The sequence below is a fragment of the Agaribacillus sp. DX54 genome (assembly GCF_056858335.1).
Window position 1 is genome coordinate 341,236 of sequence record NZ_JBXEQE010000004.1, and the last position, 23,006, is coordinate 364,241.

21 protein-coding genes are annotated in these 23,006 nt (G+C 41.3%); 11 read left to right on the forward strand and 10 right to left on the reverse strand.

All coding sequences use genetic code 11. From position 1 onward, the window contains the following. Nucleotides 1-5: 5 nt before the first annotated feature. From AC04NP_RS07495 to AC04NP_RS07515, 5 genes are all read right to left on the reverse strand, one after another. On the reverse strand, nt 6-1,148 hold the full coding sequence (locus tag AC04NP_RS07495) for a carbon-phosphorus lyase complex subunit PhnI (protein WP_482858899.1): 1,143 nt from the start codon (nt 1,146-1,148) through the stop codon (nt 6-8). A gap of 1 nt (nt 1,149) precedes the next feature. Further along, complete coding sequence (gene phnH, locus AC04NP_RS07500) at nt 1,150-1,764, reverse strand: phosphonate C-P lyase system protein PhnH (RefSeq protein ID WP_482858900.1); 615 nt, start codon at nt 1,762-1,764, stop codon at nt 1,150-1,152. Between the two features lie 4 nt (nt 1,765-1,768). After that, a complete protein-coding gene (locus tag AC04NP_RS07505; RefSeq protein ID WP_482858901.1) occupies nt 1,769-2,185 on the reverse strand; it encodes a phosphonate C-P lyase system protein PhnG in 417 nt (138 codons plus the stop codon). A gap of 129 nt (nt 2,186-2,314) precedes the next feature. Further along, nucleotides 2,315-3,046 (reverse strand): response regulator transcription factor, encoded by a 732-nt coding sequence (locus tag AC04NP_RS07510; protein ID WP_482858902.1) that lies wholly within the window; start codon nt 3,044-3,046, stop codon nt 2,315-2,317. 376 nt (nt 3,047-3,422) lie between these two features. Continuing rightward, the gene (locus AC04NP_RS07515) at nt 3,423-3,998 is read right to left on the reverse strand and encodes a helix-turn-helix domain-containing protein (protein ID WP_482858903.1); all 576 of its coding nucleotides are present in this window, start codon (nt 3,996-3,998) and stop codon (nt 3,423-3,425) included. A gap of 215 nt (nt 3,999-4,213) precedes the next feature. On the opposite strand from AC04NP_RS07515, the gene AC04NP_RS07520 reads away from it, so the two are divergent. Continuing rightward, nucleotides 4,214-4,573: an alkaline phosphatase family protein gene (locus AC04NP_RS07520; protein ID WP_482858904.1), complete on the forward strand. Its 360-nt coding sequence runs from the start codon at nt 4,214-4,216 to the stop codon at nt 4,571-4,573. Between the two features lie 193 nt (nt 4,574-4,766). On the opposite strand, the gene AC04NP_RS07525 is transcribed toward AC04NP_RS07520, so the two are convergent. From AC04NP_RS07525 to AC04NP_RS07540, 4 genes are all read right to left on the reverse strand, one after another. Then, a complete protein-coding gene (locus AC04NP_RS07525; RefSeq protein WP_482858906.1) occupies nt 4,767-5,681 on the reverse strand; it encodes a metallophosphoesterase in 915 nt (304 codons plus the stop codon). Between the two features lie 53 nt (nt 5,682-5,734). Then, entirely contained in the window at nt 5,735-6,649 is a 915-nt protein-coding gene (locus AC04NP_RS07530; protein WP_482858907.1) for a metallophosphoesterase family protein, read from the reverse strand. A gap of 2 nt (nt 6,650-6,651) precedes the next feature. Beyond that, nucleotides 6,652-8,079 carry a GH116 family glycosyl hydrolase gene (locus AC04NP_RS07535; RefSeq protein WP_482858908.1) on the reverse strand — a complete coding sequence of 476 codons (1,428 nt, stop codon included), beginning with the start codon at nt 8,077-8,079 and terminating at the stop codon, nt 6,652-6,654. A 61-nt stretch (nt 8,080-8,140) separates the two neighbouring features. After that, nucleotides 8,141-9,670, reverse strand: coding sequence for a GH116 family glycosyl-hydrolase (locus AC04NP_RS07540; RefSeq protein WP_482858909.1), 1,530 nt, complete (start codon nt 9,668-9,670; stop codon nt 8,141-8,143). A gap of 633 nt (nt 9,671-10,303) precedes the next feature. Between AC04NP_RS07540 and AC04NP_RS07545 the strand changes: the two genes are divergently transcribed. From AC04NP_RS07545 to AC04NP_RS07565, 5 genes are all read left to right on the forward strand, one after another. Further along, nucleotides 10,304-10,897: an RNA polymerase sigma factor gene (locus AC04NP_RS07545; protein ID WP_482858910.1), complete on the forward strand. Its 594-nt coding sequence runs from the start codon at nt 10,304-10,306 to the stop codon at nt 10,895-10,897. 176 nt (nt 10,898-11,073) lie between these two features. Then, nucleotides 11,074-12,084, forward strand: coding sequence for a FecR family protein (locus AC04NP_RS07550; protein ID WP_482858911.1), 1,011 nt, complete (start codon nt 11,074-11,076; stop codon nt 12,082-12,084). A gap of 166 nt (nt 12,085-12,250) precedes the next feature. Continuing rightward, nucleotides 12,251-13,195, forward strand: a complete 945-nt coding sequence (locus AC04NP_RS07555; protein ID WP_482858913.1) for a carboxypeptidase-like regulatory domain-containing protein — start codon at nt 12,251-12,253, stop codon at nt 13,193-13,195. Between the two features lies 1 nt (nt 13,196). Then, complete coding sequence (locus tag AC04NP_RS07560) at nt 13,197-15,722, forward strand: SusC/RagA family TonB-linked outer membrane protein (RefSeq protein ID WP_482858926.1); 2,526 nt, start codon at nt 13,197-13,199, stop codon at nt 15,720-15,722. A 145-nt stretch (nt 15,723-15,867) separates the two neighbouring features. Further along, a complete protein-coding gene (locus tag AC04NP_RS07565; RefSeq protein WP_482858914.1) occupies nt 15,868-17,502 on the forward strand; it encodes a RagB/SusD family nutrient uptake outer membrane protein in 1,635 nt (544 codons plus the stop codon). A 45-nt stretch (nt 17,503-17,547) separates the two neighbouring features. On the opposite strand, the gene AC04NP_RS07570 is transcribed toward AC04NP_RS07565, so the two are convergent. Then, nucleotides 17,548-17,724 carry a hypothetical protein gene (locus AC04NP_RS07570; protein ID WP_482858915.1) on the reverse strand — a complete coding sequence of 59 codons (177 nt, stop codon included), beginning with the start codon at nt 17,722-17,724 and terminating at the stop codon, nt 17,548-17,550. Between AC04NP_RS07570 and AC04NP_RS07575 the strand changes: the two genes are divergently transcribed. From AC04NP_RS07575 to AC04NP_RS07595, 5 genes are all read left to right on the forward strand, one after another. Beyond that, nucleotides 17,723-19,234: an arylsulfatase gene (locus AC04NP_RS07575; RefSeq protein WP_482858916.1), complete on the forward strand. Its 1,512-nt coding sequence runs from the start codon at nt 17,723-17,725 to the stop codon at nt 19,232-19,234. The two genes, AC04NP_RS07570 and AC04NP_RS07575, sit on opposite strands and share 2 nt — an antisense overlap. Before the next feature lie 112 nt (nt 19,235-19,346). Beyond that, nucleotides 19,347-20,159, forward strand: coding sequence for an endonuclease/exonuclease/phosphatase family protein (locus tag AC04NP_RS07580; RefSeq protein ID WP_482858917.1), 813 nt, complete (start codon nt 19,347-19,349; stop codon nt 20,157-20,159). Nucleotides 20,160-20,311: 152 nt separating this feature from the next. Further along, nucleotides 20,312-20,668: a metallophosphoesterase gene (locus AC04NP_RS07585; RefSeq protein WP_482858918.1), complete on the forward strand. Its 357-nt coding sequence runs from the start codon at nt 20,312-20,314 to the stop codon at nt 20,666-20,668. A gap of 125 nt (nt 20,669-20,793) precedes the next feature. Then, the gene (locus AC04NP_RS07590; RefSeq protein ID WP_482858919.1) at nt 20,794-21,282 is read left to right on the forward strand and encodes a metallophosphoesterase family protein; all 489 of its coding nucleotides are present in this window, start codon (nt 20,794-20,796) and stop codon (nt 21,280-21,282) included. A 49-nt stretch (nt 21,283-21,331) separates the two neighbouring features. Next, entirely contained in the window at nt 21,332-22,933 is a 1,602-nt protein-coding gene (locus tag AC04NP_RS07595; protein ID WP_482858920.1) for an endonuclease/exonuclease/phosphatase family protein, read from the forward strand. The last annotated feature ends 73 nt before the right edge of the window (nt 22,934-23,006 follow it).

Here is a 23,006-nt window from a genome sequence, read left to right on the forward strand (position 1 = left end):
AAATATTATATTAAGTCATCTGAGATCTGTTCGACGGTGGTTTTTAATTCTTCCTGCTCACCTTGTCCATTCTGTCTTTTCACGGCATTTCTGAGATTGTTAAGGCCCGACTGGAAGGTTACGTAATGCGGAAGTTTGAGGTGATTGGTGAAACCCATAGCCTCAATCCCTTCCGTATGGTATAAAACAAACTCCTGGTCATTCGCCGGCGAATCATTGCCGGGAATACGCATGGCCCTGTCCAGAATGCCCATGCATATCGCTTTGGTTTCGTTTTGCCCAAAACAGAGGCCGTAACCAATCGCATAATACGGCGTTGATTTCCCGCGCTTTGTTGCTGCCTTGGAGATCATTTCTGCCTCCGTGACTTTAATTTTTCCAATGTATCTCACTTTTCCTGAGGAACTTTTTACCTTGACCTCTACTAAACCTACCCGAAGTTCCCCAACTGTCGGGTGCACACTTCCATGTCCACGCATACTGCTGTAACCAAGCGCCATCAGCCCACCGGTTTCGGCTCTGGCCAGCATTTGTAGCCGCGCAGACCGGGGTACCGGAAACTTTATAGCCTCCCGGGTTACATCTAAAACCCTGGTGTCCTCATTGTTTCCTACCCCTTTGAGAAGTCCTTGTGCGCGTAGAATGTCTATCACTTTACTAAAGGATTTGATTTCTTTTAATGATACATCACCTGCGCTTTTTTTAAACTCCCTGAGAAAGGTCCGAATATCCTCATCCTTTTCATCTGCCAGTGAAGTGTCCAGCATTCTGAGGGTATAGTCCCTGGTTGGTCCGAGGATCTGACCTCCCGGAATGTCACGAAACGAAGATGAAATTCTTCTTTGCACAAACATGTCTTCCGTAGACACGATTTCAGAATAGTACTTACGTGAAAGCGTGGCCCTGTATGCCCGCATAATGAAGGCTGCTTCCAACACATCTCCTTCCACCTGTTTCAAAGCCAGTGCCGCATACTCGGGGGTATAAAAAGATCCCTCGCCCATGATTTTGTCTATGGCCAATCGAAATTGCGATCTCAACTGATCGATCGTGACAGCGGGCGTGTTATCTCTCAACCGGTAGAATTCCACCAGGAGTTTCGCATTATTAATCGCCTCGGATCCTCCTTTTACAGCTACGTATCCCATTTTAGATTTTAATTAAGTTGTTTGGCATGAAAAATTGATTTGACCTGGGTAAACAAAGTAGTTGCCCTTCTTCATCGGTCAATAGGGTATCTACCCCAAGTGGATATTCTTTATTCTTTAAAGACACAATCTGTAACAATTCAGGTGATACACCCAAAACAAAAACCTTTTTGCTACCATTGACACCCGGACCTTTGAGGACCAGTTCCACACTTCCTTCCAGTATTTGTTCTGAAATCCTTTCAGCTTCCAAAACAAGAAAAGCACCCTTTTCAGGGTATTCAAGGCTCCCCTCTTTGGCCATTTCAACAGCACCGATGTTTGCTTTCTTTCCCGACAAATACAAAAAGTCAGCCTTCTCTGCCGAAGCCGGTTTAGCGGAAGTGTTATCAATGAAGTAGTCGGTTATATCCTCATCGTGATCCTGTATGAAGAAAGTTACATCGCTGTTCATCAATGCAAACCCTATCAGAATAGAGGCGTTGTTTAATGGGCTTATACCATGTATGTCTGCTTTTAAACGGTTTAGCTTTCCCGGGTTAGCCATGCTATCCATAATAAGCCTGAAATGTTCCTGGGATTGGAATACTTTATCGTAATTTGTTTCTTTAATCATACTATTAGGCTTCTTCCATCAGCTTAAAATCCACCTTGGTTTTTAAGGTTTGACTTTGTTCCTTCAGTTCTTTTTCCCGGATTTTTTTTCCTTCCTCCGCAAGAAAATCCCTGATTAATGGGTAACAGTCATCATTCAACTGCATTAATGCATCTATTACGGCTATACAATAGGCCCTTTCAGGCTCATCACCGAGACAAATTCCTGATCCCGCCATATCGTCGATGATGACCTCCGTCTCAGTCGTGAGAGCTTCACCCAGGTAAAATTCCTGACACTCCACACTGTCATGAGCCCTGATCATGGTAAGACAAGTAGAAGGTGGCTTGCTTATTGTAATCGTATACTTTTCTTCTATGGTGCCTACAAAGTTCTTGATCCTGGTAAGGTCACCTTCTACCAAAATATAATCCATATTCATATTGGCGCTTTGTTTAATTAATAATTCAAAGGTATTGCGACATTATTTATGTCATGTTAGCCGGCAGATAGGTTTCGGTAAGAAGTTTTAAGAAAATGTTAAAATCGATGGGGCTTCGGTGACCGGATTTTAATCACCTAAACGGTAACCTACTCCTCTTACCGTTTCCAAATAATCTTTGTATTTACCCAGCTTTTTTCTTAACCCCACAATCTGTACATCTATTGACCTCTCCGTAACGATGTAATCAAATCCGTTGAGTTTTTCAATGATCTGATTTCTGGTAAATACTTTCCCGGGTTTATTGGCTAAGAGGTGAATCAGCTTAAATTCCGAATAGGTGAGATCGAGCTCATGATTGTCGATATAAACTTTATACTTTTCAGTATCCACCATCAGATTTTTGAAATTAATGCTATGTTCTTCCTTGGGCTCTTCTTCTTTCAATGCGTCGTTGATGGTATTTTTTTTGGGTTTTTGGACATTTGACCGATGTTTCATGATCTTTTTGACCCTTGATATGAGTTCCTTTATTCTTACGGGTTTAGAAAGGAAATCATCGGCGCCCAACTCAAGTGCGGTAACTGCGTCGATCTCATCTGATCTAGCGGTGAGCATGATAAACGGGATGTTTTCCAACGCCCTGTCCTTCTTTACAATTTTACATATTTCGATGCCATCGATGTCTTCAAGCATCCAGTCACAAATAACCGCATCAGGTTTATTTTTTTTAATGAATTCCAAACCCGCATATCCCGAGGAAAAAGTATGGGTATTGGCCCTTTCTTTTTCGAAGTTATATTTTAGTAACTCAAGAATATCTTTTTCATCGTCAATTATCGTGATGGTGGCATCTTTCATGAGTTTGTTTTTTATGTAAAAATGCTTTTCAATTGTTAATTTAATGTTTGAATCAGGTTAGTAGTGAGTTGCAAGTGTTTATTATTTTGTTATATAAACATGACTAAAATGTTAAACGGCAACAACTGAGATAACATTTCATAAGTCTGTAAGACGGTTAGTTTTGATTGATGTCGATCAGATTTCAAAATTTGTGGAATCAGGTCATGGATCCTTGTTTTCTCTTTTGTCGGTTATCTTAACCGGGAAATTCCGTGTTGAAGCTGCATGAGGATCAACCGTACCTGATCGGTCATGGCCGATTACCGGTTCTTATAAATGGCATGGAGCTTAGGGGCGAAGAATCAATGTATTGGCGATAATATCCTTATTGTGGTTAAGCTTTTATGGGAATCAGATATACTTTAAAAAGTTTTGCTTCCCTATCCTGATTGTTTTGAACAGAGTGCGGAATGCTACCATCAAAAAATAAGGTATCTCCTTGCAGTAAACGAATGGTTTCGCCATTGATACCATAGGTAACATCTCCACTTAATACATGCGCCAATTCCCTTCCGTCAGTGGCGATGGGCTCTCTATAAACATTGCCTTGGATTCTGATGATATTAACCCTAAAGTTCAAGTTGAACAGGTCTTGATGGATCAGTGATTCATACACTAATCCCAGAGAGTCTTCTCGTTCTTCCAGTTCACCTTGTTGATCTTTGATGAGTGTATAGCTGCATTTTTCTCCAAAAATTACAGATTCAACTAATTCGGAGAGGTTCATTTCAAGTGCTTTTGAAATTTTGAGTAATACCGGTAAGGAAGGAATCGTTCTGAAATTTTCTATTTTGGACAACAAACCAGCCGTCACATCACTGCGTTCGGCGATTTGTTGCAAACTTAAATTTCTTTTTTTCCTTTCTTCCTTGATTTTTTTTCCAACGAGACTCAAAATATCATCTTTCATATGATTTAAACGCTGTCCTGACCGGTTTATTAAAAGCTGCAAAATAAACCAATTCTTAAAAAGAATCGCTTAAATCCTGACAAATCTTGAATTGTAATCTAACAAATATTGAATTGTAAACTAACAAATATTGAATGGTATTAAATAATATTGCCAAATATTGAGTAATACTAAAATTTTAGTAAAATCCTGTTTCCGGATTCAAAGAAAAATTTATGAAAATCAACGTCAACGGTATTGATTATAACCTGCATAAAACGCCGGTAGTAGGTATTTGTATGGATGGCACTTCATACGACTACTATCGGGCAGCAGCGGCGGGGATGCCCCATATTCAAAGATTTATCAAAACCGGAAGTCTGGGTTTTGTAAAATCGGTGATACCTTCTTTCACCAACCCTAGCCATATGGCCATTGTCACAGGTGTCACTCCGGATCAAAATGGTATTTGCGGTAATTATTACTATGATAAAAGCGCCCACAAAGAAGTAATGATGGATGACCCTGCCTATCTAAAGGTTCCCATGATCATCAACCGATCACTCAATCAACCGACCGCTCAATCAAGCGTATAGTGAAAAATTGGCTTCCGGAGAAGCCCGGAATTTTCAACTATTCGACTTTTTACACAATGGCATTGAAAATTGATGGGTTGTGGCCACAGTAAAAAATAACAAAAGGCTGCATAACCCATCGACAGATATGGGTACCGTCATCACTGAAACAACCGGTGTGGAAATAGAGCACCGTCATGTTGAGTACATACCTCTATTTTTTCAAAATTAGTGCCCTGCTTTTTTCCCTGCCCCATCCAATTATTTTGATCACTTCATCGGATAGGATCAATTTGGCAAAAGAATTTTCACTGCTATCTACCATGCCTTTGAAAGTGACATAATGAATGCCGTTTCTTTTATCATAACCCCCGGCATGATTATGCCCATTCAACCAGGCTTTCACACATTGATAATTATTCAAAAGGGTAACGATTTCTTTCCAATTCCATAGTTGATGATGGCTTCCTTCCGGAAGAACAGGAAAGTGACACAGTATAATAACATGTTCGTTTTTCAACTCCGATTTTTCCAATTCACGCTTAAGCCAAACCAACTGGGTTTTCCCCAAGGCGCCATTATAATCGGGCTGGTCACTGTATAGTTTCTCAAAGATATTTTTGGATTCGATGTATTTAGGGCTGTTTTTTGACCAGGCATGCAGGCTGACATCATTACCATCCAGCACAATAAACTTCCAGCTTTTGATATAGAACGAAAAATATCTCTTGAGCAATCCAAGATATGAAGGTACCTTATGCTTGAGTGAATCGGGAACAGAAAAATCATGGTTGCCCAAAACATGTGTCATGGGTATCTTTAAATTTTGCTGTTTTTGCAGAACTATATCATAATTTTCCGGCCCTGTGTCAATAAAATCACCCAGATGAATAACATGGTCGAGGTTTGAAGCATTAAATTCGTTTACCGCAGAATCCAGTTTCAGAACCGATCGCCTGTACAGTCGTTTTCCCCGATCCGGTTGATCGGCATATTGACAATCGGCCATAACTCCCAAATGCACTATACTGTTTACCTTATCAGCAGTTTGAATGGCACTTTCCCTGGTACAACCTAATAACAGGACAGTCAGAATTAATGTGAATATAAAACTTTTGGTATGTATCATTACCGGGCCATTCTTTTCTAACCCTACTAGCCAGGGTTAGAATTTTAGGTAAACTAATAGGGATGTGAATAATAGGTATTCGTCACCGACCCATCTTCAAATAAATCAATGACAGCATAGCCGGGAGGTGTTTCTCTTACCCAATATTTACCGGCCGAATGCTCATTCCCTTCTTCCCACCAAAAGCCACTTAATGCGCCGTTACAGAAATAGTTTACACTATTGTATACAACACGATCAAGAAGATGGACATGACCACTTAAACAGGTGATTTTTTTATCTTTATGCTTGTAATACAAGTTTGTTAAGTAATTGTGGTCGGTATGTTTGCCGCCATTTGCGCCAAGTATAGGATAATGGGACATGATCAGCACATTACTGCCAGGGGCGATTCGGGCAAAATCTGCTTCCAGCCATTGACGTTGTGTTGCATCCAGTGAACCGGCATTATCGTTATTACTATCCAAAATAATAAAATGCCATCCTTTTTTGTCGAAACTGTAATATCTACCCGGAATTCCCAGTTGTTTTACGGCATAGTCCTTCCCGTACATGGAATCCTGCTTGTTGGGTGCCGCCCACCACATATCGTGATTACCCAGGCAACTGTGCACTTCGTATTCGGAAAATTCACTTCTCAGTTCTTTCCATATAGCCCATTGCTCATTCACCCGGTCTCTATCGATATGATCATAGTCAGCCGCATAAATGGTGTCTCCTCCATTCAGAAAAAAATCGACTTTGTTTTTCTTTATATCTTTCAGGCATTTCCTGAATCGGTTAGGGGCATCCAGTTCCGGACGGATATGCACATCGGTAATATGGGCAATTTTTAATACTTTTTTGCTTTTTCTGGTATTTGTAGTCGATGCAGCAGATAAAACAGGGGGCAACATAGTGGCTCCTGCCGATAAAGTCAGCCCCTTTATTAGCGTTCTTCTACGCAATGAATGGTGTCTTTGTGTCATGATTATGTTGATTTGATGAGTACTTCTATTTCGTCGCCGGCCTTCAGGTTTGTGCCTGGCCAGGTGATTTGATATTGATTTCCGTTTTGGGTCATTTGAGAGGTTATTTTTTCACCATTGATCTTTAAAATGGCTATTGGCTTTTTATACACACGGGCCTTCAGGTCGATTTTCGACAAGCTTACATTTCCATAATCAATAGATAAGGTATTTGTTTGTTTTTTGTCACTTCTTTTTTGTGTGAACCTCCCCCATCCTTCGGCAGTCGTAAAAAATGAAACATGATCTTCTGGCTGCCAAACGGGATCGAAGCCGATCATTTTTTCCGGGCCATTATAACTAAAGCCCTGAAGGGCTAACAATACCGACCAACTACTCATAGCACGGCTGTAAAATTTACCGCATTCATCGTCTCCAAAAGGATTGCCACTGTATCCCCAATTACCCCAGCCTCCGCCATATCCTACTTTAAGTTTTCCTGTATACCTGTCCGATACAGCTTTTACCATTGTCAATCCTTCCTTCAGATTTCCCGATGCTATCATGGTTGCCGCAGCAGCATATTCGAATCCTGACATGACTTCATCCGCATAGGATGTATGGGGCTTCGGTCGCCCTCCCTTTGGCCAGGTAATCATCAAAAGTCCTGCCTCATCAGGCTTAGCGAATTCTCTGGGTGTTTGTTTAATCCCCTCAAAATTTGACTTGAAATTGTATTTGAAAATTGATTCCATGGTTTTATCAAGAATATCTTCAGGGTAAAGGCTCCCTAATTGGAGCTGATTGGCCCACCACTGCCCCAACATCTGATCGGTTGCACAACCTGTAAGAAAATCGGCGCGGGGAACGGAATCCGGTATTTGAATAAAGTATTCTCCATTCCAAAGTGTTTCCAGATGGGAGTCGATGGCCCTTTTACTCAATTGATTGTAATGGGTGGCGATTTCAGGTTCTTTTTGTAGCAGGGCCATTTCAGCCACGGCGCTAAGCGCAGCAGCATAAAGTGAGCCATGCCAGGCACTGTTTCCTCCCAACCTGCTATCCAATGTATTGTGTTTTGCCCCTTCCAGTATGCCGTCTTCGTCCGGATCCCAGGTTTTAATAATGAAATCCATGGCTTTTTTTGTTTTTGGATAGTTTACATTTAACCAATCGAAATCAGTACCGGTGAGATGTTCCCGGTAGACCTGAAGAATTTCTCCGCATTGTCCATCAAAAGCCTCATGTCCATTGGGGTGACGGTATGGGATCATGCCGTTTTCTTTCATGTAACGGAACGATTGCTCCCTCATTTTCCTTCCTATTTCAGGAAATAACCGCGCATGTGCCTGTGCATAATGCCACACGTGTGTACAATTTCCGGAACAGGCCCCACCTCTGGGAGAAATGCCTTCCCAGCCATCTATATAGCCTTCATTGTCCCAAAACATTGTATTGGTTTTCAGAATGGAGGTCTGTGCTGTTATGCGATCCTTTAGCCAATGCGGGAAATTATTGATAAAAAGAATTGTGATATAACTTCGTCAATGAATGCAGCTCTTTAAAATGCGTCTGTAGATAATCAGCCACTTCCTTTGAGTTTTTCCACCAATGTGTGTATTTGTTGCCATCACCTCCCCATTGACCTCTGCTCCAACTATTTTTTGAGTAACTGCCTCGCTCACCAAAGGGGAAATGCCAGGTTAGATAAAATGTTATAGTGCGTTTTTCACCTGGTTTAAGCCAAAATGTTTTTGAAACGGCTGCATCAACGGTTTCACCTTTGGGTGAAGGTTGGGTCTTTACCGTTTTAACTAAGCTTCCTGTTTTGTAAAAATTACCGTATAAGGCTTCCATGGATTGCCAATCTGCTGTTGCCTCGCCTTGTTCACCTACTAGTCCGATGGTCATATCTCCATATCCTAATGAATCGTTGGAGCGGTTTTTTGTCAAGTGCACATAGGTATGATGACGGTCCTGATGGATTCGGTTGATGTTCCCTCCGTAGTTTTCAAATGATTTGCCGTCTACCGCGTTTAAGTTTATATATTTGGTGTCATTTTCAAAAAATTCCCTGGACGAGTTTTTGGGCCCGTGTCTGTTAAATGGGAAATACCCCACGGCATTTTGTTGCGCATAGAGGAACCCTACTTCCACAGGCTCATTCGAATTATTTTCGGCACTTAGCATGAATATAGCACATGGAATGGACGAATTTTTTAATTGCATGGGAATAAATGGGTTAAACACCTCCATAGAAATATCAACGGGGAATTCACTATCGGAAAACCTCATATTGGCAAATGGGTATTCCCCTTGAAATGTCAGTTTTTCCATTGCCGGAAAGGCTTCAACAGCATGGGTTTGTAAAGCACGAACTACAGGCTTTCGACTATTTGGCTTCACTCTTGCTGCAAAAAAACTATGAGGTATAAACGCCAAATTATGGTTGTTAAATATTTTCCAATGCTTCAATTGACCCGTTCCATCCAGTAATATATGACCACCGCCAAAAGCACCAACCGGAAATTCTATTGCTTCAAGGTACTCACCACTATAAGTGTGCGTTTCACCCCTTTCCATAAGAGACGGAGCAGCTAATAACTGCTTTTGCCGTTTGAGACGAAGGTCTTCTAGCTTTTTGTCGACGATTTGTTCATTCAAGTACTCGGTGTTACCGACCTCTTCTTTGGCAATCTCTTGTCCAAAAGAAAAAAAACCGGACCATAAAAAAATCAAAAATGCGAAAGTATTTTTCATAATCATTTTAATTATTAAGATTATAGTCATATAATCGTTTGTGTTGTATGCTATTTCCATGGTTTTGGTGGGAAAAACGTTGTCTTTTCTCTTTTTCCACGACTGTTTTTTAGCTTCGGCCTTTCTAAAAAACAAGGCTATCATGATATAACCTGCTAGCAGAATCTTTTTTTGTTGGATTAAAATGACCGCAAAATTGCTTCGAGGCCTGCCCCGAGATTCCTGACAACTGCTCATGATTTGAAGGTCATTGCTTCTGCCAAAAATAAACGTAAAAGCCATATAATAGACGGTTCTCACAGGGGGTAGGTATTACTACACAAAAAAAATAAATTGTGGTCATGCTATTAAAACGTTAATAATTCAATCGGTTATTTAATTTGCCTGTGGTTAAAAAGCATGGTTATGATCGCCTGTGACTTCGTATAAAAATCTGATTTAAATCATGCCTGCTTAACCATTGATTTTCCCTGTTGACCTATTCATTCATGTACTTAAAAACCAATATTTAATGATTTGTTTACAGTTGAGTAATATTAAATAAATATAGCAAATATTGAGTAATATTAAATAAAATTTGCTTATTATTGAATAATAATTAATAAAGTTACTGTAATAATTCGATTCTAGATTAAAGGTAAAACTGATGAAAGTACATACTTACAGTATGATTAAAAAATATACAAAATACTTGTGATGAACATTTGTATATCTCGTAATTTATTACGACTACTAGAGGAAGCGGTATCAGTCATATCTACTATTTAAGGACTTATCAAAACTAGAGCCCAAGGCTTTGCCGCTTTAATGAAGATCCTCGAAATCAATTAGTAATTTCATATGTTATCTTGTAATTCCGACAAGATAATAGTATTAATAACATGTATCAGTAATTTTTATAGTTACTTGATTTCTTTGAATAATTATAAAGTGTCGCTTAACAAAAATCATAACGACGGCGAGTTACTCCAAAAGATAGCATCAGGTTGTAAAGGATCATTTGAAATCCTGTTTAAAAAGTATCATGGGTCTTTATACTGTTATGCACTCAGGGTTTTCAGAGATGAGGCCTTGGCTGATGAAGTAGTTCACAAAGTCTTTATCAAAATCTGGGATTTAAGGGAAACGCTATCCGAAATCAAATCCTTTAGAAATTATATCTATTCCGTAAACCGCAATTTGATAGTCGAAGAACTAAACGCAATTTCGAGAAACAGAAAATTGGCCGAGCAATTTGCCTGCAGGATTGTGACCAGTTACAATGTTGTTGAAGAAGAAGTGATCTACAATAACCTTGAAAAAATTGCTAATGAGGCCATTGAGCTACTTCCCAGCAGGAGAAAAGAGATCTTTAAGCTGAGTCGGCAAAATGGATTTTCGCATAAGGAAATAGCTCATAAGCTCAATATCTCGGAAAACACGGTAAAAGTGAGTGTTTCCAAGTCACTGAAACAGATAAAGGGCTACATATCTATCAATGCGGATATTTTTTTTCCTAGTGCCAAGTAGTACACTTCTGCAGCCATCTTTTTTGAACATATGCTAATTCAATGATTCCATTGAAATGATTAACGCTTCAATCGGGTCGGTGCCATAAATGTAAATTTTTTTTAAGCGGAGTAATACCAACCCCTTGTGAGAATCATCTATTAAACACCAACATACAACATGAATATAATAATAAGGTGAACGAGGAAGATATTTTATTACTTACCAAATACCTTAACAATGAATGCACGGAGCATGAATTAATCCGGGTAGCGGAGTTGCTCACTAATCCTTCTAACCATGAAAGAGTAGCCGGACTGTTGGAGCAAGCCTCGAAGAAGTTTCGTGATCATTTTGAGACGAGCCCGGTACATCGGGAAAGAAGTTGGTCGAAAATCCATGCTGAAATAGTAGCAGGTAGAAATACCCTGAAAAAGGGTTCACAACCGTATCAGATATGGTTAAAGGTAGCAGCCCTGATTATTTTATTAATAAGCGTAGGATTATTGATTAGGTTATTCATTTACCAGCCGGGAAATTCCATTGACAAGTTGGCGGTACAGATGAAAACTGTGAGCAATGAATTGGGAGAAAAATCTAAACTGACACTTCCCGATGGCACCATCGTGATTATTAATTCCGGAACGATCATTACCTATCCGGAGAAATTTGATTCCCGGATAAGGTTTGTGTCGCTGGTAGGCGAGGCATATTTTGATGTTAAAGAAGATAGTAGCCGTTCTTTCGTTGTTAACGTGCAAGGGCTTAAAGCAAAAGTATTAGGAACCACATTTAACATTCGGGCCTATAATTACTATTGTGATGTGCGGGTATCCCTCACTTCCGGAAAGGTTGCCATGCAACTACCCGGCGAACCCACTCAACTAGTACTTGAACCTGGAAAAGAAATCATCTATGACCTCACGGCTCATACTTATAAGTTAAGTGAATTTGATAGCGAGAAGGTTTTAGGTTGGCAAAAGGGAATTCTCCATTTCGATGAAGCTTCGGAGCAGGAAGTGATTCACATCCTTGAGCATTGGTACAATGTGCATATTGAAACTGTCAACGCCTCATCAAAGGAATGGACAAACCTTACGGCAAAATACGACAATGAATCGCTGGAAAATGTATTGATTTCACTGGGCTATACCCTTGATTTTAACTATGAAATCAAGGGTAAGAACATAAAAATTATTTATAAATGAAAGGACCTATATGACCATAAACGAGACAGAATAGAAAAGATCAGCAGTGCTCCAGGAGTGCTGCTGATCATAAATTCTCCTGATTTGAAATACAGACTTTTTGCAGTAAGGCATATTTCAATCAGACAGTTTTAACATTTTAATCATATTAAAACCATGTGAAGTTATGAATTACAAATCATTACTAAAAAGAATATTTATGTATTCATCTTATGTGCTTTCGATCCAACTGGTCTTTTGTGCTTCTTTACTGGCATCAAAAGTTACTATGGGACAGAAAGTCCACAGTCTCAGGGAAATCTGGGTTTCCATGGATTTTGAAGACCATAAGATCATCGATGCTTTTAATAACATCGAAGAGGAGACAGGTTTTACTTTTGTCTATCTTAAAAACGAAATAGACCAAAAACTTACATTGAGTGGCAGTTATGATGGCACTAACCTGTATGATCTGCTAAGCAGTCTTTCCAGGGAAACCGGTCTGAGATTCCACAGAGTAAATAACAATATCAATGTAAAGAAACTAAGAAATCGTAGAAGAAACAGGCGGGATCCGGTCATTATTGAAGAAAAAACAATTACGGGTAAAGTAACAGACGAGCTTGGCAATGAGCTTCCGGGAGTGAATGTGCTCCTGAAAGGTACAAACGTCGGTACTGTTACAGATGTCAGTGGAAAATATTCAATTAACGTTCCCGATGATATAACCACATTGGTTTTTTCCTATATAGGATTTTTAACACAGGAGGTTGAAGTCGGTGATCGAAGTATTGTCGATGTTCGAATGGCATTGGACAGCGAAATGCTGAATGAGGTAGTGGTCGTTGGTTATGGAACACAGAAAAAGGTGAATTTGACAGGTGCTGTTGACAACATTGATTTTGAAAAAGAGATTGGTAACAGACCTGTCGGCAATATTTCTCAAATGCTTCAGGGAACACTTCCTAATGTGAATTTTTCTGCCACTGATGGTGGCGGAGAGCCAGGTGCTGCTCTGAATATCAACATCAGAGGAACAGGAACCCTGACAGGCAATGAAGGCATTCCTTTTATACTTTTGGATGGTATTCCAATTTCTGTTGCCCAAATGAACAGTATCAATCCAAAATGATATCAAGGAGGTTACCATTCTTAAAGATGCTGCTTCTGCTGCCATTTATGGTGCCAGAGGTGCTTATGGTGTTATTTTGATCACCACCAAGAAAGGGGAAGAAAATGGAAAAATTACCGTGAATTATTCCACTAATATAGCGATTGCAACACCTGTTAGCCTTCCCGAACTTTCAGATAGTCTTGACTTTGCCCGTGCCTATAATCAGGCGATAACCAATGATGGGCAAGCTCCGATGTTTGATGATAATGAAATTCAGGATATCATAGATTATCAAAATGGGGTAATAACTGCAGACACGGAACCAAATGCTGCCGGAGATTGGTACAGGTATTGGCACGATGGGTGGGCCAATTATGATTGGTTTGATCTTATGTATGAATCCGCACCACGTCAAACCCATAGTTTGAGTGTAAGCGGGGGTACGGAAAAAACATCCTATTTTATTTCCGGTGGATTTTTCAAACAATTAGGCAACCTGACATATGCAGATGATGAGTATCAGCGGTCGAATATCACTGTTAATTTAAGAAATCAAACAACCGATTGGTTAAGTTTTGATGTTTCGACGAAGTATGCCCGCGAACGTAATCTGTTTCCCAGTGGTGGGTTTGGAGGATTTGATAAAAATATCATCTATCACCAAATTTCCAGATTGTGGCCGGTAGTTCCGTTGTACAGCCCTGACGGCAGCTTTATTGTGGTTCAGGATGTGAAACGTATGATGGATTCGGGAAGAACCACTGAATTTAAGAACAACCTGCTACTTACCCTGGCTACTGAAATAGAACCTATCAAAGGATGGGTAACACGTATATCATTCAACTGGGCCGCTAATAATGAAAACAGGGTCATAGAGCAATTCAGAAACCTGATACCGGCCCCCGATGGTACCACTGTAAATGCAGGTCACAATCAAAATTCGATATCCCGCAGGTTGATTGATAATACCGACAGACTCATTAATGCTATTACAAGGTATGAAAAGGATTTCAAACTTCATCACCTGGGCATCATGGTTGGTTATGAACAGCGAATAAAAAAAGAATTTGAAACAACAGGCACAAGAGCAGACCTTATTACAAATTCCTTGCCTACGTTCAGCACAGCTACAGGCGTGCAGACGGTGGATGATGCTTTATTTGATTTTTCCACACAAGGATTTTTTGCCAGGTTAAATTATAATTTCAATGAGAAGTTTTTATTCGAAACTAATCTTCGCTATGATGGTAGTTCGTTTTTCAGAGAGGGTAACCGTTGGGGCTTATTCCCTTCTTTTTCAGTTGGCTACAACATGGCCAAGGAAAATTATTGGGCGCCACTGGAAAACGTTATCAGTCTCTTCAAATTAAGAGGATCTTGGGGTTCATTAGGCAATCACGATCCGGAGCTTGCTGCGAGATACCAGGAGCTGATGAGTGCAGGCCAATCGAGCTGGATCATAGGTGGTCAGAGAGCCGTCATAGTTGGCGCTCCTAACCTGATTAGTCCGGATTTAACCTGGGATACTTCTACGACTTTTAATGTTGGACTTGATGCTACGATTTTTGATCGTCTTCAAATAAATTTTGACTGGTACAGACGCGTGACCTCTGATATGGTAGGACCGGCCGTATCTTTGCCAGCCACTTTAGGCACCGGCGCACCTCAGGAAAACAATTCTGAACTTGAAACCAAAGGCTGGGAATTGGTATTAGGCTGGCAGGGAAACGTAAATGCAGTGGGTTACTCAGTACGTTTGAATGTGAGCGATAACAGATCTGTTGTTTTTCGATACCCTAATGATAGTGGAACACTCGATGACTGGTTTGACGGCCGGGTTATCGGTGATATACACGGTTTAACCACGTCAGGCTTCTTTGAGTCGGATGCCGAAGCAGCCGAGGCACCGGATCAATCCCTATTTTGGAATAGCTGGGGCGCTGGCGACATCAGGTACGCAGACTTAGATAATGATGGTGTAATAAGCCAGGGAGAATGGACCAAGGACAATATGGGGGACTATCAGGTTATCGGTAATAATACGCCCCGATATTCTTATGGTCTCAATCTGGGCGCTTCATTTAAAGGGTTTAACCTTTCTGTCCTGGTACAGGGTGTTGCGAAAAGAGATATAGCCCTAAGCGAAAGTACCAACCTTTTCTGGGGTTTCAGGGGGAGTCAATGCCAGAACACCATTCACAGGCAAGCACTGGATTATTGGACACCAGAGAGAACAGATGCTTATTTTCCCAAACCTTATATGAGTTCACAACACTTGAAGAACACGCAAACACAAACAAGATATCTTCAAAATGGCGCCTATATGCGTTTAAAAAATGTTCAACTGAGCTACCAGTTGCCGGAAACACTTATTTCAAAACTCGGTTTAAATTCGCTTCAGGTGTATTTCAGTGGTGATAACTTGTTAACTTTTACTGACTTGATCGATACGTTTGATCCCGAAACGGTAGACGGTGCTTGGGGAGACGGTAAGATATACCCTTTGCAGCGTGTATTTTCAGCGGGACTTAATGTTTCGTTTTAAACCCTATAATATTTACGAGCTAAATTTGTAAAACAATGAAAACGTATAAAATATTAATCATAGCACTTGTACTGTCAGTATCGATGGGTTGTGAGGATGATTTTTTGGACCGGCCGGATTTAGATAATATCAGCGCTGAGAATTTTTGGAAAACGCCGGAAGACCTGGAGTTATACGCTACCCAATTTTACCTTTCCCTTCCGGGTTGGCAGCCAGGAGGATGGAATGGAATGGTGGCATTTATTGGGAGGATGATAATAGCGATAACATTATTCATAATAATGTGGCTACGAGTGAGACTATCCTGGGAGATAACATACCCACTACCGGCAATAACAACTGGGACTTTGGGGCCATTCGATCCATGAATATTTTTATGGAAAATTATGAAAACGTTGAAGCGGCATTCGATGACATAAAGCATTATGTAGGCGAAGTACTTTTCTTTAGGGCTTTGGCCCACTTTAACCTGGTAAGAAATTATGGGGATGTGCCCTGGTTAGATAAATCGCTTTTGCCGGATTCAGAAGAGCTTCAGGGTGAAAGAATGGCCAGAAATGTCGTGATTGATAATATTATGGCGGATTTGGATAATGCTATAGCCTATTTGGTATCAGGAAGAAATTCGGGAGGGAATCGGTTAAACCGGGAATGTGCGAGCTTGTTAAAGGCAAGGGTAGCGCTTTATGAAGGCACATGGGAAAAATATCATGCCGGCACAGCATATGGTGTAAGCGGGTCAGATGGATCACAGTACCTGCAAATAGCAGCCGATGTAGCGAAAGCATTGATAGATGATCCGGGAGGTTTCGCTATATATACTACCGGTGATCCGTCAACAGATTATACGATGCTATTCAACCAGGCTGATTACTCCGCTAATCCTGAAGTAATGTTGTGGAGACAGTTCAATCTCAATGAGGGGGTTACACACAATGGACAACGGTATTTACCCAGAATTGGTGGCGGCAGGGGACTTACCAAAGCGCTGGTAGATTCCTATTTGTTAACTGACGGTCTTCCGATTGCTGCCAGTCCGCTATATCAGGGCGATCAAAGTTTAACAGAGGTGGCAGCCAATCGCGATCTTCGCTTGAGTCAAACCATGTGGCTGCCGGGACAACTCATGCAGACAGGCAGAGGGGCCCCCGATATATTTTTTGAAAGGGCCCCCCTTGAAGACGGTGGTGCTGCCGGGTGTCCGACAGGGTACATGATAAGGAAAGGAGCCAATACTGATCGTGAGCTGTCTCATACCGGAGGGGTAGGCACTACCTCTTCTCCCATTTTTCGTTTTGCCGAGGCGCTGCTTATCTACGCTGAGGCAAAGGCTGAAATGGGAACCATTACACAGAATGATGTAGATATGACCATTAATGTTATAAGAGATCGTGCAGGCATGCCCGGCCTGGTCATTAACAACATCTTCAATGACCCGGATTGGCAGTTTCCTTCACTTTCTCCTATTATCAATGAAGTGAGAAGAGAGCGAAGGATTGAATTAGCGGCTGAAGGATACCGGTTTGATGATTTGATGCGCTGGAGAGCACATGAGACTTTTATTGGAGCGCGTTTCAAAGGGGCATTTTTTGTACAATCCGACTATCCGGGCCTTGAAGAAGGAGTATCGGTATTTTTGGACAATGATGGATATATAGACCCACATCAAACACAAATTCCTTCGGGATTGGCTTTTGACCCTAATCGTGACTACCTGTTGCCTATTCCCCTGGATGAGATTACTTTGAATTCAAATCTTACACAGAATCCCGGATGGTAAAATTGCTGACTAATAATTTAGTTATTTGATCTTTTGCCCTGCGCATTAGCGCAGGGCAATTTTACACGCTTTGATTTTTATTGAAAAGAAAAAATATTTTAAAAGAAACGATAGATGAGAGATTCCTGAAATTACTTCAGGAGCTCGAACTGCTAAAAAGATACCTGATGGGATAAAACCAAGGTTGTTGTACCCATTGATTGACAATAATTTCTTTACCATGTTTAAATTAAAATTAATATCGATATTGGTGATAAAACTTCTGGTAATTGTTGGAATAGCTATTATGAGCTCAACGCGTATGCTACGTGAAGAGCAGGGGCCTAATATAATCCTCATACTGGCCGATGATTTAGGATATAATCATCTGGGCGTATATGGCCAGGAAAGAATAAAAACACCACATATTGACAAGCTTGCTTCAGAGGGCATGCGTTTTACCCGGTTCTATGCCGGTGGAAGTGTTTGTGGTCCTTCCAGGGCCGCGTTGATGCTGGGACTTCATAGCGGTCATGTGCCCTATAGAGATAACGGTGACAATCATCTGGCCCATGTTTATGAGCCGGTAGGAAAGTTAAAAACGATGGGAGAGCTTTTCAAGGAGGCCGGTTATCGAACAGGGTATTTTGGCAAATACGGTTTAGGAGGCAAGGCAGGTTGGAAAAATGGACAAAAACCCAACGACAGAGGTTTCGATGAGTTTTGGGGGCTTTTAGAGCACGGGCATGGGCACTTTCACTTTTCTTCCTACATCTGGCACAACCAAAAGAAAGTGTCACTTAACAATACAGTACGAAATTCAGAAGGGCGTTCTTTTGGGCTAAGCAGCCTGAATATCGATGAAAGAAGAGAACACACAGATGATGTGTTTGCCTCAAAAGCCATCGACTTCATCCGCAAGCAGGCCAAAAACAGAAAACCCTTTTTCTGTTACCTTTCTTTTTCCCTGCCTCACACAGAAATGTTACCCAATGAGACCTTTGCGCAAAAATACCGTGTGCAGGGTTGGGAAGAGTACGACTCAAAAGATAACGGATACCATGTGCCGGTCTCTACACCGAGGGCAAACTTTGCCGGTATGGTCTCGCAAGTCGATGATTGGACGGGGAAGGTGATGGCGGTGCTAGAAGAAACAGGAATGGCTGACCATACGATCATAGTATTTACCTCAGACAACGGAGGACAACTTAGGGAAACCTGGGGAGATCCCCCCTCTTACTTTTTTAAGGCCAATGGTTTATTGAAAAAAGGGAAAGAATGGCATTACGAAGGTGGCATCAGAGTACCGATGATCGTTAGGTGGCCCGACAAAATAAAGGCAAACACGCTTAACAATCATATGGGGTATTTTCCCGATTTCATGCCGACATTTGCAGAATTAATTGAAACTGAAAAACCGGAAAAAACAGACGGTATATCCTTTGTCCCTACTTTATTGGGCAAAAATGACCGGCAAGTGCAGCATAATTATCTGTATTGGGAGCGCCCTCAGTATGACCGCGTTGGTATGACCAAAAAAATACATCCTACAAAACTGAGACAGGCGGTCCGTTTTGGCAAGTGGAAAGCGCTCAGGGAAGATACCAAGGGGGCCATAGAGCTTTATGACCTGGAAACTGATTTAAGGGAGCATTTCAATCTGGCTGGTGAACGCCCTGATTTAGTAAAAAAGGCTGCCGGATTAATGAAAATGGCACATTTCGAACCAATGGAGCTTCCAACGACGGAATAACCTGGTCACATAAAATTGAAGCTGACTAACAACCACATACGATGAATACATGAAAATTACATACCAAGTGCCAAATATGACTAAATCAAAATATTTGCTTACAATAACTACTATGAGGAAGACACTTTTTCGGGCAATATTATGCTTGTTGCTTATAGCGTTGCTTTGCTTTAATACCTGGGCGCAAGTACCGGTGGATTCTTCCAGGATAGTTCGGGTGTTGACCTTCAACATTTATCATGGAGAAACTATGAAGGGTGATTTTGACCTGGATTTGATTGCCGGAGTAATTAAATCCGTGAATCCCGACCTCGTAGCCCTGCAAGAGGTGGATTTTTATACGAACAGGGCAAAAAATATGGACTTAGCAACAGCATTGGGTTTACGAACAGGCCTCGCACCACTTTTTGGGCAAGCCATGCCTTATGATGGCGGTGGATATGGAGAAGGGATATTGTCTAAGTATCCATTTTTGAGTACTAAAAATCATCCGCTAAGTGCACAAGAAGGAAAAGAGCCCCGGGCAGCGTTGGAAGCCCATGTGGCATTGCCAAGCGGAGATACTATAAGATTCATAGGAACCCATCTGGATCATACCCGGGAAGAAACAGACAGGATCACCCAGGCCGGTGAACTAAATGAGTTTTTTGCGAAAGATGAAAAGCCTTCCATCCTGGCCGGAGACTTAAATGCCAGGCCTGAGAGTAAAACGATGGGCATTCTTTTGAAGGAATGGGAAAAATCATTTTCTGAAAACACGCCCACAGCACCGGCAGCAAAGCCCCGTGCTAAAATAGACTACATTCTTTTCAGACCGGCCCATCGATGGAAGGTGCTTGAAACCCAGGTGATTGACGAGCGGGTAGCTTCCGACCATCGGCCAGTGTTGAGTGTGTTGGAGCTATTGCCGGAAACAGCAGAATAAAATAGGCAATCTTTTAAAACAGCGGGCTAATGCTACTTACATGCAAATAGATATTTTCAAAAGAACTATCGGCCATCCTATAGATTTTCGGTCATTCTTTCCTTAAAGCAATGACTGAAACAAACAAAACGATTTTAAAATAAAATATACCAATGAAAAGAAGAGGTTTTATAAAAAAAACAATGCAAACGGGGGCAGCCCTGTCATTTCCATGGTCTGTTTCAGGATTTCACCTGAAAGCACGCAGGAAGCTAAGAATCGGTATGGTGGCCGATGTGCATCAGGACATTATTCACGATGGTTATGCCAGGTTGCGTTTTTTTATAGATGATATGAAAAAACGCAAGCCGGATTTCATTATACAAATGGGGGATTTTGCTTTACCACGCAAACGCAACCAACCGTTTCTTGATGCCTGGAATGAGTTTGAAGGTCCGCGGTACCATGTTTTGGGAAATCATGACATGAAAGACTTTGGCTTCACAAAAGAACAGACCATGGATTGGTGACAAATGGAAAGGCGTTACTATGCTTTTGATCAGGGTGATTTTCACTTTATCGTGTTGGATGGTAATGAGCAAAACCCTGAACCGCTTACTATCCGCGCTACATAGGTTCGGGGCAACAGGAGTGGTTGAAAAAGGATTTGGAAAAAACATCCAAACCTACGATTGTATTTAGCCATCAAAGCCTTGAAACCCCGGAGGGTGGGGTAGCAAACAATGCTGAAATCAGGAAAATATTGGAAGGACAAAAGAACGCTTCCGGACAAACGAAAGTAATAGCTTGTCTGAGCGGTCATCATCACACGGATTATGTAAAAGAAATAGGCGGCATACCCTACATACAGATAAACAGCATGTCTTACAAGTGGGTAGGAAGTAAATTCGAATACCAACGTTTTAGTGCACATGTGGAACAGGCCTATCCGGCTGTGAGCAAAACCTGCCCCTATAAAGATCCCCTTTACACGGTTTTTACTTTGGATCCCTCTGCTGGCACCATGCATTTGGAAGGGCGAAAAACAAGCTTCATTTCCCCCTCACCGAAAGAAATTGGTGTTCCAAATGCAGAAAGCATGCTCCCTTCGATTACTGAAAGAAAATTACCATTACCTCAATAGAATTTCAAAGCAAATGAATAACTGCCAATCCGGAAACTTATCTTTTTTAATGATTATACTATGTTCGATGATGTCTTTTACGTGCAGGGCATTCTCTCTTGAAAAACAGGAGCAGGACGGTCCCTTGGTTAGCATTGATATGGAAAGTAAAAACATAGCTAATTCGGTCTTTCACCATAAATTTTACGGAAAAGATTCTATTAAAGAAGGCATTAGCGGGCAGGCTAAATATTTTACCGGTAAAATAGGAAGTCCTGCCTATGTGCTGCTGGACAGAGAAGAATCACTGTCTCGACTTTGGGATAGCCTGGATTTTTCAGTGGAGGTTTGGGTACAAACCACGGCGATCCATCAAGATTACCAGGTAATAGCTGCTAACAAAGCGTGGAATGCCGGTGAAATAAAAGATTTTACCACAAACCATGAATTTGGAATCAGTCGCAGCAGTGGCAACAACAAAGGGTGGGCCATCATTTGCCAGCCGGATGGAAGTTGGGCATGGAATATAGGAGATGGAAAATACAGATTAGACTATAGACCCACCGCTCCGCGTCAGCAAATCAATGACGGGGCATGGCACCAGATTGTTTTTACAATCAGCCGTGGACAAAAAGAGGCCCGGATGTATTTTGATGGAAGAAACGTCGCTATCTACAATCTCGGAGGCATCAAAGATATGAATAGTAATTTGCCTGTTAGCCTGGCTACAGATGCATTAGCAGATAAAATGTTACCCGCATATGCAGGAGCTTTAGATGAGTTCAGTATATATGATTATGTTTTAAATGCAGCAGAGGTCGCTGAAAAATATAAGCTTTTTGTTCCGGCCGCCAAATTACCGCAACCAGCAAAACAATCGGTGAGCAGGCTGAATCTGATGGCGTGGAATATATGGCATGGCGGACGCAGGCACGGTCGGGAGATTGGCCCTCGACAGGTTATTGATTTTATAAAAGATACGGGAACTGATATCGTGATGATGCAGGAGACCTATGGCTCGGGGGCTTTAATTGCCGATGTTTTGGATTACTATTTTTATTTGGCAAGCACCAACATTTCGGTTATGAGTAAATATCCTATACTGGAAACCAAGTCGATCTACGATGCTTTCAGGTGTGGTTTAACCACGATTCAATTGAGCGCGGATCAAAAAATAAACGTAGCCAGCTTATGGATACATTACTTGCCGGCTTGGAGAAAAGACAGCCGTGACCCTAAGGCTACGGCTGCCAGGTTGATCGAAGGTGAAGGTAAGACCCGTCATAAGGAGATCAAGGAAATTGTACGGCTCCTGGATCCCTATATCCAAAAAGCCAACGAGGTCCCATTCATTATCGGTGGTGATTTTAACAGTCCTTCACACAAAGACTGGATTAGAGAAACTGCGGAGTGGCATAATGGACTTACCGTAGAATGGCTTGTTAGCAAAGTGATGATGGAAGCTGACTTTGTCGATTCTTTCAGGGAGATAAGACCTGACATCAACTATGCATCACCTACCATGACAGCAGAAAGGCTGACCTATCGGATTGATTACATATATTACAAAGGGAAAAATCTAAAAGCGATCGACTCGGACATGCATTTCAAATATAAGGGGATATGGCCCAGTGACCATCCGGCAGTGACTACAACGCTTTCAATCGAATAGTGAAATGAAAATGTATAGCATTAAATACGTGCGTTTTAAACCAAGAAAAGCTTTATTTGCCAATTAGATCTAA

What these genes read in the sequence shown, in the direction of transcription:
- AC04NP_RS07495 (WP_482858899.1), bottom strand. Translation starts at nt 1,148, where the DNA reads ATGGGATACGTAGCTGTAAAAGGAGGATCCGAGGCGATTAATAATGCG.
- phnH (WP_482858900.1), bottom strand. Translation starts at nt 1,764, where the DNA reads ATGATTAAAGAAACAAATTACGATAAAGTATTCCAATCCCAGGAACAT.
- AC04NP_RS07505 (WP_482858901.1), bottom strand. Translation starts at nt 2,185, where the DNA reads ATGAATATGGATTATATTTTGGTAGAAGGTGACCTTACCAGGATCAAG.
- AC04NP_RS07510 (WP_482858902.1), bottom strand. Translation starts at nt 3,046, where the DNA reads ATGAAAGATGCCACCATCACGATAATTGACGATGAAAAAGATATTCTT.
- AC04NP_RS07515 (WP_482858903.1), bottom strand. Translation starts at nt 3,998, where the DNA reads ATGAAAGATGATATTTTGAGTCTCGTTGGAAAAAAAATCAAGGAAGAA.
- AC04NP_RS07520 (WP_482858904.1), top strand. Translation starts at nt 4,214, where the DNA reads ATGAAAATCAACGTCAACGGTATTGATTATAACCTGCATAAAACGCCG.
- AC04NP_RS07525 (WP_482858906.1), bottom strand. Translation starts at nt 5,681, where the DNA reads ATGATACATACCAAAAGTTTTATATTCACATTAATTCTGACTGTCCTG.
- AC04NP_RS07530 (WP_482858907.1), bottom strand. Translation starts at nt 6,649, where the DNA reads ATGACACAAAGACACCATTCATTGCGTAGAAGAACGCTAATAAAGGGG.
- AC04NP_RS07535 (WP_482858908.1), bottom strand. Translation starts at nt 8,079, where the DNA reads ATGTTTTGGGACAATGAAGGCTATATAGATGGCTGGGAAGGCATTTCT.
- AC04NP_RS07540 (WP_482858909.1), bottom strand. Translation starts at nt 9,670, where the DNA reads ATGGCTTTTACGTTTATTTTTGGCAGAAGCAATGACCTTCAAATCATG.
- AC04NP_RS07555 (WP_482858913.1), top strand. Translation starts at nt 12,251, where the DNA reads ATGAATTACAAATCATTACTAAAAAGAATATTTATGTATTCATCTTAT.
- AC04NP_RS07575 (WP_482858916.1), top strand. Translation starts at nt 17,723, where the DNA reads ATGTTTAAATTAAAATTAATATCGATATTGGTGATAAAACTTCTGGTA.
- AC04NP_RS07570 (WP_482858915.1), bottom strand. Translation starts at nt 17,724, where the DNA reads ATGGTAAAGAAATTATTGTCAATCAATGGGTACAACAACCTTGGTTTT.
- AC04NP_RS07580 (WP_482858917.1), top strand. Translation starts at nt 19,347, where the DNA reads ATGAGGAAGACACTTTTTCGGGCAATATTATGCTTGTTGCTTATAGCG.
- AC04NP_RS07585 (WP_482858918.1), top strand. Translation starts at nt 20,312, where the DNA reads ATGAAAAGAAGAGGTTTTATAAAAAAAACAATGCAAACGGGGGCAGCC.
- AC04NP_RS07595 (WP_482858920.1), top strand. Translation starts at nt 21,332, where the DNA reads ATGATTATACTATGTTCGATGATGTCTTTTACGTGCAGGGCATTCTCT.